This is a genomic window from Sphingomonas faeni, from assembly GCF_040407565.1.
Taxonomy (GTDB): domain Bacteria; phylum Pseudomonadota; class Alphaproteobacteria; order Sphingomonadales; family Sphingomonadaceae; genus Sphingomonas; species Sphingomonas faeni_F.
Window position 1 is genome coordinate 86,320 of the sequence record NZ_JAPZPR010000012.1, and the last position, 12,566, is coordinate 98,885.

Annotated in this window: 8 protein-coding genes, 1 tRNA gene and 1 rRNA gene; 7 read left to right on the top strand and 3 right to left on the bottom strand. The window is 60.8% G+C overall.

The window, feature by feature from the left end:
• Window positions 1–2,598: a type I restriction-modification system subunit M gene (locus O6Y00_RS19980; RefSeq protein ID WP_353444288.1), complete on the bottom strand. Its 2,598-nt coding sequence runs from the start codon at window positions 2,596–2,598 to the stop codon at window positions 1–3.
• Between the two features lie 347 nt (window positions 2,599–2,945).
• On the opposite strand from O6Y00_RS19980, the gene O6Y00_RS19985 reads away from it, so the two are divergent.
• The 7 genes from O6Y00_RS19985 (at window position 2,946) to O6Y00_RS20015 (ending at window position 12,245) form a co-directional block, all read left to right on the top strand.
• On the top strand, window positions 2,946–7,481 hold the full coding sequence (locus O6Y00_RS19985; protein ID WP_353444289.1) for an AAA family ATPase: 4,536 nt from the start codon (window positions 2,946–2,948) through the stop codon (window positions 7,479–7,481).
• Window positions 7,469–8,950: a hypothetical protein gene (locus tag O6Y00_RS19990; RefSeq protein ID WP_353444290.1), complete on the top strand. Its 1,482-nt coding sequence runs from the start codon at window positions 7,469–7,471 to the stop codon at window positions 8,948–8,950. The genes O6Y00_RS19985 and O6Y00_RS19990 overlap by 13 nt, the downstream gene beginning before the upstream one ends.
• A 192-nt stretch (window positions 8,951–9,142) precedes the next feature.
• On the top strand, window positions 9,143–10,093 hold the full coding sequence (locus tag O6Y00_RS19995; protein ID WP_353444291.1) for a hypothetical protein: 951 nt from the start codon (window positions 9,143–9,145) through the stop codon (window positions 10,091–10,093).
• A 469-nt stretch (window positions 10,094–10,562) separates the two neighbouring features.
• Window positions 10,563–10,958 (top strand): hypothetical protein, encoded by a 396-nt coding sequence (locus tag O6Y00_RS20000; protein ID WP_353444292.1) that lies wholly within the window; start codon window positions 10,563–10,565, stop codon window positions 10,956–10,958.
• A gap of 109 nt (window positions 10,959–11,067) precedes the next feature.
• A complete protein-coding gene (locus tag O6Y00_RS20005; protein ID WP_353444293.1) occupies window positions 11,068–11,271 on the top strand; it encodes a DUF5818 domain-containing protein in 204 nt (67 codons plus the stop codon).
• Window positions 11,272–11,377: 106 nt separating this feature from the next.
• Complete coding sequence (locus tag O6Y00_RS20010; protein WP_353444294.1) at window positions 11,378–11,794, top strand: hypothetical protein; 417 nt, start codon at window positions 11,378–11,380, stop codon at window positions 11,792–11,794.
• 241 nt (window positions 11,795–12,035) lie between these two features.
• Window positions 12,036–12,245, top strand: coding sequence for a ribbon-helix-helix domain-containing protein (locus tag O6Y00_RS20015; RefSeq protein ID WP_156359569.1), 210 nt, complete (start codon window positions 12,036–12,038; stop codon window positions 12,243–12,245).
• Between the two features lie 54 nt (window positions 12,246–12,299).
• Here O6Y00_RS20015 and O6Y00_RS20020 read toward each other — a convergent pair.
• Together O6Y00_RS20020 and rrf are read right to left on the bottom strand one after the other, a co-directional pair.
• Window positions 12,300–12,376, bottom strand: a tRNA-Met gene (locus tag O6Y00_RS20020).
• Window positions 12,377–12,462: 86 nt separating this feature from the next.
• Window positions 12,463–12,566, bottom strand: a 5S ribosomal RNA gene (rrf, locus tag O6Y00_RS20025); the annotation flags it as partial.

A 12,566-nucleotide genomic window follows, 5' to 3' on the forward strand; every position in this document is an offset into this window, starting at 1 on the left:
TCAGGTCCCCGCCAACAGGGTCTTCAGTTCCGTAATGCCCTTGAGGTCGAACTCGCCGCCATGCAGCGCGCCCAGCATGTCCACCAGGGCATCCTCGGCTTGTTGGATGTCACGAGCGTTGTCGGCGTAGGTGATTCGGTACTTCTCAACCAAGGCTTGCAGCTTGGCAGCGAGGCTGGACATCACCAGGCCAGGCAAGCGATGCAGCTCGTCCACCAGCGGTGTGAGCCACTTGCTTTCGAGCAGGGCGATAACCTGTTTGCCGCTGAGCGTCTCAATGGTGGCCTTGGTCTTCAGGTGAAGTGCAGCGGCGTCCTTCTTGATGGCCGCCTTCAGTGACTTTTCCTTGGCCAACTCTTTGGCTGCTTGGATGATCTTGGCCTCATAGGATTCGGGGTCGAACGCAGCGGTGACGTTCGCATCGGCCTCGAGCTCTTTGGCTTCCTTGGCCACGGTTGCCGCAACGAACTTGTCGCCCGTTTCGTTGAAGGTGTCTTTGGCCTTGTCTTCTTCGTTGAAGCATTCCAGCAGTTCCTCCAGCTGAGCAACTACCTCGGCCAGTTCGGCCTCCTTCTTATGAAGGGCCTCCAGCTCCTTCTTGTGGTGGGCCAACTGCACCAGGTCAAAGGGCAGGATGCGGCCTTTCCAGCCGTCCTGCACCTCCACGTCCTTCCCGTCTTTTTTCCTGACGACGAAGTTCGGGTCCACCACGCGTGTGGCATCAAAGCCTTCGGTCTGCAGGATTTCCAGATCCACGGCGATGGGCTGCCAATGGTCGTCGAGGACCTGATAGGCTTGGTACTTGTCGATGAGGGGCACCGTTCCGACCTTGGCCAAGCGCTCGAACAGTTGGTCGCAGATCAACGCTTCTTGGCGAGGAACCTGCAGCGAGAGCATCTTGCCGATCAGCTCGCTGTGCAGCCAGGACTTGAAGCCATCGAACGCACGCTTGAAGTCCTCGTTGAACTTTGTCACTTCAGGGTGCTGGTTCACGGCTGCAGCCAACTCATCCGCCTTCGGCTTGGCGTACGGCGTGCCATCCAAAGTGAACAAGGTGGTACGCAGATTGGGGAAGGCCGTCCAGAAATCCGCCCACGCGTCCAGCTCGCTCAACGGAATACCGCCGAACATTGAGGCATAAAGGTCCCAACTCTCGGACTGCTCAGACGAGTCCACGTACCGAGGTATGTTGAGGTTGTAGTCGTTGGCCTCGCCTTGCAGCTCGGTCTTGGGCACCAGACGGCTAAAGCCAGGCACGGTGAAACGGGCAATCACCACATCCGTGATCTTCTTGATGTCACAAGCGCGCAGCTTATTATTCTTGCCCGCTCTGGCGAAGTCCTTGGAGGCATCCACAAACAGCACATCGCTGCGCTCGCGCTTTTGCCTCATTAAGAGGATGACGGTTGGGATACCGGTACCGAAGAAAATATTGGACGGTAAGCCGATGATCGTATCGAGGTGGTTGTTCTCGATCAGCTGCTTGCGGATGACGCCTTCCTCCCCACCCCGGAACAGCACGCCGTGAGGCAGGACGATTGCCATGATGCCGTTGGGCTTCAGGTGGTACAGGTCGTGCAGCAGGAAAGCGTAGTCTGCCTTGGACTTGGGGGCCATGCCGAAACGGGCGTAGCGCGGGTCAGCGTCTTTGTACTGCGGGTCCCACTTCTGTGAGTAGGGCGGGTTCGACACCACCGCGTCCAGGTACAAGGGGTTGTAGCTGTTCACCGGGTCTTGCTCGTCGAAGTACGGCCAGTCATCTTCCAGTGTGTCGGCGTTGCGGGTGACGATATTGCCCGGGAGGATGCCGCGCATGATCAAATTCATGCGCGTGAGGTTGTACGTATTCTCCTTCAGCTCTTGGGCGTAGTACTTGATGCTGTCTTTGTCGCCCATTTGCTTGGCGATGGCCTGCCCGATGTTCAGCAGCAGTGAGCCCGAGCCGCTGGTGGAGTCGTAGATCTGGATGGTTTCGCGATTCTTCAGGTGGTGCGCGATAACCTCAGACATCAGCACAGACACCTCGTGCGGGGTGTAGAACTCGCCCGCCTTCTTCCCTGCATTGGCTGCAAACATCCCAATAAGGTACTCGTAGATGAAGCCGAGTACGTCGTAGCCCTGCTTGCCATACATGGGGATGTCTTTGATCAGCTGGAGCAGGTTGCTAATCGCCGTGGTCTGCTTCGCCGCAGTTTCGCCCAGCTTACTCAGGCCGGTTTCCAGCGTCTTGAAGATGCCATCGAACAGGCGCTTGTGGTTCGGGTGGATCAGGCGACTGAAGGCCGACAAGGCTTCACGTACGTCAGCGACACCAAAATCTCCCGTTTGGTTGATCCAAGTTGAGAACAGGTGCTTATGTGCGATGAAGTAGCCCAGATTCGACCTGAAGTGATCAACAGCTTCCGCGTCGTCTTCAGTCACCGCACGGAGGTCTTCGTCTGTAAAGCCCTCGGCAGAGGCAAAGCCCACCAGCTTATCGGAGAGGTACTTGTAGAAGATGAGGCCAAGGATGTAGTCCTTATATTCGTTGGCCTCGATCTTCGAGCGCATCTGGTTTGCGGATTCCCAGATCTTGGATGCGAGCTGTTGCTTGTTCATGGTGAGCAGTTTTTTTTCAACGACCGGTGGAGTTTGTAGCGCGACAAACAGGATGAGGATTTTGCGTCAATCATCGTGAGAATGTAATTGTCGCCGCGGGTCATTCAGTGCCGATTTTCATTGTCGCTGGCAAGGCCTCGTTCTCACCCTGAATGTTGCGCGACACGGGGCATCCCATCGGTAGCTTCTGTCAGGAGCTGACGTTTGCGGTGGCTGATCTGAGCGACCGGCCTTGGTCGACACCCGCCGATGGCCTCGGCGCCGCGAGGACCCAGAACCGCCATTCCGGCGAGTCATTTAGGTTTCCGCTTTCGGGCGTCCATTCACCCTCATGACGGTACGCATAGTTGCAGCAACTCGCCCCCGTGGGGGCAAATTCAAAGGCGAGGTTAAAAGCCGTTGTGTCGTGCTCCCGATTGCTAGGAGCCCGGGCACGAACGAGGCGCTATGTTTCACAACGCCGCTCGACTGAGCGACGCCTCGAATTTACTACACTCGACAGTATGATTAGCTATGCTCGGCAGGTGGCGAGCAAAGGGACAATCAAGAGCGCCGCGACAATTCGGGCGGGATTCGATTATCAAGACTTGGCCGGTCTGGAGGTGTTGATACGGCATTTCCAGGATCCGAAGCTCTTTGCATGGGTTGAGCTCGAAGCCGAGGATCAAGCCGTTCAGTCGTTGGACGACGTGATCGCCTTGCGGCGGGACGGCGGTGTCGAATACGTGCAGGTTAAGTTTACGGTCGACGCGGATACCCATCCACTGGATTGGGTGTGGCTGCTGCAGAAGAAGAAGCGCGGTAGTTCGATGTTGGCGAAGTGGGCTCGAGCGTTCAGTAGGGCACGCTCCTACGGACCGGTGGCCAGCGCCGCGCTTCGGACCAACCGACGACCATCCGCCGCCTTCGCTGCCTGCATGGATGGAGCTCATATCCGCCTAGATCGGCTGGAAGCCGACATGCTGGCGACGATCGAGGCCGAATGCGGAGGTCGCGACGACACCAGGGCGTTCTTCGAGGCGTTCAGGTTCATCGGAGCCCTGCCCGATCTGGTCCGGTTCGAGAGGTCGCTGCGCGACCGGTTGGTTCCAAGCGATACCGACGAGACCGGCTGGTTGCGGCTGCGCGACCAGGTCCGCCACTGGGCGACGTTCCGCGGCAGTCCCTCCCCCGACGGCAGGATCCTGCGCGAACATCTCGTACAGCTGATCACGCGCAAGCGTCCGCAGCCGATCCGGCAGGACTTCTCCATCCCGGACGGATATGCGCCGCCGAGCGAAGCGTTCGATCGCGCCCTGCGCAGGCGGACCGAAAGCGGCCAGACGCCGCTGACCATCGTCTGGGGAAGCCCGGGACGAGGCAAGAGTACCTATCTCAGCCACCTCACACGTTCGCTTCAACAGCTGCGGCACGTGGTGCTGCGCCACCATTACTTCCTGCCGAACGATCAGGCCGGAAACCGGACGTCGTATTTCGAGATCGCCAATTCCTTGCTGCACCAGCTGGAGGGCCAGCGCGACGATCTCGTTCCGGACTCACAGGACGATCCCAATGCGCTCTGCAGGACGCTGGCGATGGCGGCGGCAACGCTCGCTCGGGAAGGTCAGAAGCTGTACCTGATCGTCGACGGGCTCGACCACGTCTGGCGGGATACCGAACGGATCGATCAGCTGAATCAGCTCTTCGGCGCCCTCCTTCCGCTCCCGGACGGCGTGGTGCTCGTCGTAGGCACGCAAAGGGTGCCCTACACCCAGCTACCCAAGCGGCTGCTCGCGTCGGCCGAGCCGGCGGACTGGATCGAGATTCCCAGGATGGACGAGGCCTCAGTCCATCACTGGGTCGCCCGGCAGGATGCCGATCGGCCTTTCCGCCTGGAATATGCGTCGAACGACCGTGGAGAGGGGGTCAGCGGGATAGCGAACGCGCTGTTCAGGATCAGCGCCGGCCATCCGCTTCACCTCATCTACTCCACGGAAAGTCTCCGGCTCGGGGATCGACCGATTACTTCCGATTCCATATTGGCTCTCCCTGCATGTCCGGACGGAGACATTCGAGCGTACTACCGCAGGCTCTGGACTTCGCTCAGGGTCGAAGCCCGCGAACTGCTGCATGGCTTGGCGGGGGCGGATTTCCATTGGCCGAGCACGGGGGTCCGCGCCTGCTTCGGCGCCCAGCATGATGTCGCCTTCCTTCTCGAACCGCGTGCGTCGGGTCTGTCGCCATTCCACGGCAGTCTCTTCGCCTGGATCAGTGAGCTTCCGGAACACGAGGAGACGTACTCGGGTCTGCTTCCCAGGATCGTCGCCTGGCTGGATGGGCAGGCGCCTCGCTACTGGCGCTGGGGGTGGCTATGGCTCGCGAAGGCCGAGGCGGGTGATCCGAGCGACCTGCTCGCCGGCTGCACGCGCGACTGGGCGGTCAAGTCGCTGGCCGAAGGCTGGTCGGAGGTCCAGATCGACAAGGTGGTGGCCGCCGCCGAGCGCATCGCGTTCGACCGGGGCGATCTGGCAGACGCCGTGCGGTTGCGCGGCATCCGCCATCGCGTGACCAACGCACGGCAGTTCCAGTCGCGCAACTTCGCGCAGTTCCGCGCGACCGGATTGGCGGCGCATTCCAATCACCAGCAGATCGCCAACCTGATCGATTCGCCCGTGGAGGTCGAAGACGACGAATGGACGCAGCTCGTGCTGCATGCTCCCGCGGATAGGCGTTCCGAGGTCGCCGGAGCTGCGGTCGAGGAACTGTGGCGACGGGTGGCGGCCTGGATCGCGCTGCGCCACAAGCCCGGACAGGACTTCGATCGGACACTCGATGCGCTCGTCCGTTGCGCGGCATGCGACGGTGTGATCGGCCTGCCGCGGCTGCTGCGCCTGCTCGCCCGCCATCGCGACCCGCAATCCCTGTTCGATCGGTTGGTTCGCGGACTTGGCGACGCGGGCGACATCGACACTTTGAAGGCGTTGCGTCGGAGCTTGTCGGGAAGAGCCCACGCCGAGACCCGCCGCCGCTGCCAGGAGGAGATGCTCCGCGCCGCGTGGCGGCAGGGCGGTGATCCAGTTCAACTGCTCGGACGCTTCGTCCTTCTGTCACCTCTGCTCGCGGCGCGGACGGTCTTGCGGGACCCGACTGCAAGGCCGCGGCTCGACCTGCCGCCCCCGCCAGGCGACATCGTCAAACGTCGATACCGCGGTCAGAAGAGCCCCGGCCTCGAGAAGTTCTTCCGCGACTACTTCTGGTCGGCCGTCGTCGTGCGACGCACGGGCGATCCGACCGCCGGATACCACGGTCTGGATCGCAGCGATCTCGGCTGGGCGCGAAACGCCCTCGAAATCCTGGACGGTGCCGCCGACGGGATCGTGACCGGCGACGTTCGACCCCGCTTCGAAACGTTGTTCATCGAACTCGCCGACCTCGCGCCGGTGGCGTTCAGCAACGAACGCGAGCAGGACTACTTCCAGTATGTCGCCTTCCGTAACGCGATCGCACGGCTGGCCATCGACCTGCACCTACTAGGGAGCGAAGAGGACGGCGATTGGCGCATACCCCTTCGTTCTTTCGAGATCGCCCGTGGATCGATGCATTGGGTCGATGAGATCTGGCTCGCCGGCAATGCCGCGGACGCCGTGCCTCATCTCAGCGTCGAAGCGGCGACTCGCTTCCTGCCCGAACTCGCGGGGAGGTTCTCCGCTGAGGTCAGCGATTTCGCCGAGCGTGGTGAGTCCTGGACCCAACTCGCCGCCTTGGCGCATCTCTACCGCGTTCCCGACGCCAAACTGTGGATGGGACGAGCGGCGGACTGCGTTCTCGGTTACGGCCATCACAAGGATCTGAGTGCGATCCAGATGCTCGAGGCGATCGTCACGGTGCATCCCACCGATGCGGGTCGAAGTGCAGATTGGATCCGGGCCGTCGCGCCGATCATCGAGCAGGTGACCGAATTCACGGATGGCGACGAGACCGACCACGTACGGTCGCAACTGATCGATGCGGTCGCCGCGACGTCGCCGGAAAGGCTTGGTGCGATGCACGGCTACCACATGCACCGGAACGAATGGCGGTACTCCGACGAGTGCTTGGCGGCTTCCATCAGGCTTATCGACTTCGATTCCCCGGAAGCAAGCGGGTTGGCCCGGACGCTGCTCGATCCGAAAATGCTCAGGAAATTCGGTAAGCGCGGCAGCGACGATCCGTTGGTGGCAGCCCTGCATTCGGATCAGTTGCGCTATCTTGGCGGGGAGGCGGTCGAGAAGACGGACCGTTACACGTCCGACGACGACTGGATGAACCGCAAGGCGACCCGGGTCGTGAATCCGAAACGCTATGCGCCCGGACGGTTCGGCGCGTTCGTCGACGACGTCGCCGGTGCCGACGTGAGCTATACCGAGACGCCGATCCTGATGCGCCGTTGGCTCGATCACTGGACCTCGCGTGGACGGGCCATCGAAGCGTTGAATTCGATCGAAACCTATTTCGACGAGCGCGACGGTACATGGTCGATCGAGGAGTTGCTGGATCACGCCTTCGCCGTGAGCTTGGCCGCCGAGGGCCCGGCACGGGCCTATGCCTGGCTCGTACGCGCCCACGTCCAACGCAACGGCTGGACCGACACCCTTTCGAGTTCGGCCACCGTCGAGAAGCGTTTGAGGACCGCCGCCCTCCATTATGCCGACCGTTGGCAGGACTATGTCCGCGATACCAGCGTGCAGCGGCATTCGTGGCGACATTCCGGACTGTGGTTCGCGATGGGATCCGAATATCTCGTACTCTTCCTGGTCCTCGTCGGGCAGACCCATAAGGCGGCGGAAGTGGCCAATGCATTGGTCCAGGGGTTCGTCGACGAGACCCAGGATCAACCGGTCGGAACGGTAGCATGGCTGCAGTAGCGCTGCCGATGAACCGGGCACTGAGCCTTGAGCTGACGCTCAACCGCCTGCTCTGGCCGGTCCCGCTGGTGCGATGGCGAGCGGCCCGCGTCGTCCGGGACCTCATCGAGAACCCCGCGACCCGCGCCACCTCGACTGACGCCTTGCTCGCGGCGCTGCGATCTGCGGAACTCGAATCCGATGTCTGCGCGGTGCTGACCGTCCTCTTGATGGTGGAGAAAGCTTCCCTTCCGGAGCTCGAGGACGTGCGAAGCCACATCCTGCAGCATTCAATCCTCGCCGACATCCTGCTGCATGAAATCTACGGTTCCTCGGGTGGAACGGATTGGCGCCACGCACACTCCGGGACCGCGCCGCTGAGCTTCGAGGAGTCGGAATACTTCACGCGGTACAGGACGCAGCACGTCCCCCCTCAGCTGTTGAACAGCCTCGTCAATGTCGAGGAGGCGACCGGCCTGCCTTTCACCCGTCAGTGGGGTTTCGAATGGCAGCAGCTGTGCGATCGGACCGGCGCGCAGTACACCGAGTTCCCCTACTACTTTTGCGACTTCGGAGAGATGCGGGACGGTGTCGTCGGTCAGTTCTCGCCGCGGCAGAGCGAATTGTACCGTTCCGCCTATCTGCGCACCTTCGCCATCGCTGTTTCGGAATGGGGCTTTCCGCAACGGGAGGCAGGTCCGTACGTGAGCGAGGTCTCACCCTCGATCCGTGGCCTCTTCGAAGTCGATCCCGTCGAGCGTCCGGCGTGGTTGAGCGACTTCCCGGAGCGTTGCGCAGCGGAACCCGACGATCTGGAAGCACTATTGAGGGCCATGGTCGCCAACCGGCCCGCCGACGGCCGGGCGCTGGTCTCACTCCATGCGCCGTTGGACGGAACCGTGGAGCGGTTCGGCGACGTGACCCTGACGTCGTACTTGGTCAGCGCAGACTTCGTCGCGCCCGCACGGCATCCGGCAGTGCCGACCGCCGTACTGATGGCGCATACCGGCTTGACGATCGATCAACCCCTATGCGCGACGATGCCGGACGAGGTTCGCGTCGAGGGTCTTCATGGTGACGCGCTGCCGGTATGCAGCAGCCTCCTGCCCCTGCCCCACGGCCTTTGGCACGGTCACCTGCATTCGACCGGCATTCCCGTGCCGAACAGCTTCGTCGCGCCCGGGCATACCTTCATCCAGGCGGATCGTAACCGCCTGTCGCTCCGTCAGGAAGACGTCGATATTTCGACAACGCGATACTGGCTCGACCACTGGAGTCCGAACTATCCCCTGTCCGGCGGCAGTACCAGATGCGGCGCTTGGGCGATCATGGATCAAGCCCTCCTGATGGCGTATGCGTCGATGACGGGCCGTCAACTCGCGTGGTCGGCGAGACTGCGGATCTGGCGCCGTGAGAAAGATTACGGACCCTTCGAACTTGTGGAACGAACGCTGTTCTTAACCGCGCAGGCTTCAGGCGCCGCACAGTAACGCGCGTGGGCGACACAATCGAGGCCGCTTGATTAACTGAGGTCTTGGACCGGCCGGGGGGACTGTTGGTTGGCGCAGAGGCGGTTAATAGTGAGCTGTCTTTGCGTCCGACGCGTGACCACGCCATCTCTTTCAACTACCATCGAAGTATGCACCGACTCTGGATCGGAATTGCTAGGTAGGAGAATTAGGATGGCGCGACGCTCGACAGCCGTCCGCAAGATCAAGATCATGATCTCGAGCCAGTGCAACCGGCAGTTTCCGGACGGTGGGCGAACGCTCACCGACATCAGGCGCGAGATCCGCGATCGGATCGAAGCCCAGACGGTTCTCGGGACGAGCCTTTTCGACGTATGGATCAACGAAGATTCTGCCGGCCGCGGAACCGACATCAATAGCTGGGACGCTTGCCTTGCCGAAGTGCGCAAGGCTGACATCCTGATCGTCCTGAACGCAGGTCATGGTGGTTGGGCGCCAAATGACGGCGACAACGGAATCTGCCATGCAGAGTTGATGACCGCGCACAACGCGTCTCCGGCAAAGATCCGCGTGATCCCGCTGGTCGGAACCCAACCGCTCCCAGATGAGCTGTCGAAGACCAATGATCGCTTCAAGGACTATGTCGGCAAGCTCAACCCATTCGCGCCCTCCGCGCGCACGGAGGCGGACCTTTTCGAGATGGTCGACAAGGCCGTGGCAGATGCCGTTGCGTCGCTGGTCGGTCTCGGCGTCATGGAAGCTGGAAAGGGCGGCTTCTCGTCCGGCGATGCCTTGGTGTGGGGTAGACTATCCTTCGAAGCACGCGCCGAACGAATGCGCTCAACCATGGCCGCCGCCTTGATCGAAAGCGGCGGCGTGGCTCGTGGGCCCAACATGGTCGAGGTGAAGCTAGGAGGTGGCCAAGTCGTACTGCACCTACAACGCCTCGCCGGCCAGTTTCTCGGTCGCAGCCGCGCGCGAGCAGGTCGGCAGACCGTTCCTCGCGGACCATCAAGCAACGCCCGGTTACGGCAAGAACGTCGCTGGCCCAGTTCATGTTATTGCATCGCTCGCTGGGGTGACCGAGACCCAAGCGCGGACCTTGCTCGGGTTTCCCGATGCGACGTTCGTTACACCCGGATTTGGCATCTTCGCGGCAGATGAAGTTCAGCATATTCAGTTCGCGATGCTGAAGGATTGCCGCGACGATACGACAGTGCGTGGCGCTATGCACCGATTGCGGAGCTGGCTGGAAGAGACAGGTGAGGACCGGGTCGTACTGGACCGCGCGAGGCGGCGGCGCATAATCGCTGACGCGATCGCCGCCCAGCAGTCGACGACGTCAGTATGATAGCGTGGTTCCGCAGTTAGCTCAGGTCCGGCACTGAACGAACCTGCCGCTCGGGGCGATGATGTTTCGCGAACCCCGGATTTGGATGATCGCACTTCCTTTCAGCTGGCTAAATGAACGGCTGCTTACTGTCGGCCGGCGTCCGCAAGCAGCCATGCCGTTTTCCACCCGAACTGGCGTAGCAGCCCCCTGCCCCTGAACGAACGTCAGCTTACGCCAATCGCCGCCCGTAAGCGGCCGTTCCGCTTTCCACCAGTTTTACCGTAAATGCGGACGGTCCGCATGCACCGTGATGGCGCCGTTCATTCTTTGAAGTTGCGCGCTCCTGCCGCTTTGGGATCTGCTGCCAAAACGCGGTGCGGTTCTCCATTAGAGAAGCTTCTTCCGCCTGCAGATAGCGGGCATTTTTGGCCGAATGACCTCAGCCAACCGGCCGTAAATGCCCCTGCCGCCCCCGCGACGTTTATGATAAAAGGCGGCATGCTCAAGACAAGAATGAAGCGGGTCGCCGATCGCGGCGATCACGCCGTGCGGCGGCTTGCCGAGATCGAAGCCTCGATCGCGAACCTTTCCAACGAGGATCTGCTCGATTTGGCCGACATCTTTAAAGCCGAGCCCCGCTCACCAATCGGGGATATGGCATTCGTTGAAATGGCGCGGCGGAATATCAGTCTTTAGAGACCGGTCGGGAACGAATTCGCAGGATCAGGCGACTACCAAGGAGCATCGGCTGCCCCAAGGATCTCCCGCAATTTTGCATGATCATTAACGGAGCGACGACATAGCGATGGTGGCGATTGGTACAAGGATCAATGAGATAGGCACCTTGGTCCGCGATGGCGGAGCCTTCTATCTTAGCCGCGATGTCGGTGGCCGCTACGAGTTGGAATTGCATCGAACCCCCGTAGATCTCGTAGAGAAGCGCGTCCGGCTCATCGGCACATTGGTTGGCCCGGATCTGGTGAACGCTGACGGCGTTGCGCCAGCTTAGTTGGCTGGATATTTGTCCCGTTCAGTCGTCAGCCACTGGCCGCGATTCTGATTCAACCTGACTCATTGGCGTTGCGCACAAACCACGAGCGGGCATCATCCATGCCATGGAACAGCGGATCATTCATGCCTGCGGTCATGAGCAGGCTCATCATCTCACCGGCTTTGAAAGCCAGCAGGAACGTAAGGCCAAGTGGTTGAAGACGACTACCTGTCGTGACTGCTTTATTACGGAGAAGCGGGCTGAGGAGGCCGCTGCGGCAGCGTTAAGCAGCGCCGCTGTCTCACACCTTGTTCTTCCGCCGCTGACTGGGACCGATCGGCAAATCAGCTGGGCGTCGACGATCAGGACCAAGCAGCTCGCAGCGCTAACAAATTCCAACAGCGACAACGACTGTTACGCTTGCCTCCAGATCACCGACGCCAAATGGTGGATCGATTACCGCGATCTGACGGACGTAGATCTGATGGCGGTAGCGACGAAGGCATCGGACATCCGAAACGTCACGGCAGTGACGGCCTAGACGGCATGATCATCTAGCTGAAGCCGTCGCACGACCCGAACAGCCACTCAAACGTTAGGCGGCTTAAAAGTCTGCTGCCAGACGTGGGCGGGAGGTGCTTCCCGCGGGATGCAAAGAGCTGTAACGCAGATCTGCCTGGACGCAGCATGGGGTGAAATTCTAGCTACAGCTGCTCTCAGAACGATTGGTCTAATGCCGGATTTCGGGTGACACCCTTTGCACAAGCAGCTAAGTCTGGGGTATGGCCGCACTCCATTCCCTGCATGTATCTCTGACGAAGACAATATGTGACTACGTTCGTAGTCAGGTAGCTCTGGGACATTACGAAAGCGCCAGCGAAGTTGTTCGTGATGCTCTTCAAATACACGCGGCGAGTAAAAATGTAGATCTTTTAGCAGAGGTTGCTGAACCGTCGTCGCATCGACCGCGAAAGAACTCGAACGTAACTTAGTACCCTACAAACAACAACGCCGCCCCGAGGGGCGGCGGTTGTAGTTCTATGATTTGGTTGCGGGGACAGGATTTGAACCTGTGACCTTCAGGTTATGAGCCTGACGAGCTACCGGGCTGCTCCACCCCGCGACGGCACGGCCAGCGTGCGTTGGGTGTAGGAGACATGGTGAATGGGTTTTGGATATGTTGTGAATGCATGTTGCACGGGCTTCAATGCCTGGCGACGACCTACTCTTCCATCGCTTGAGCGATAGTACCATTGGCGCAGTCGGGTTTCACGGCCGAGTTCGGAATGGGATCGGGTGGGACACCGACGCTA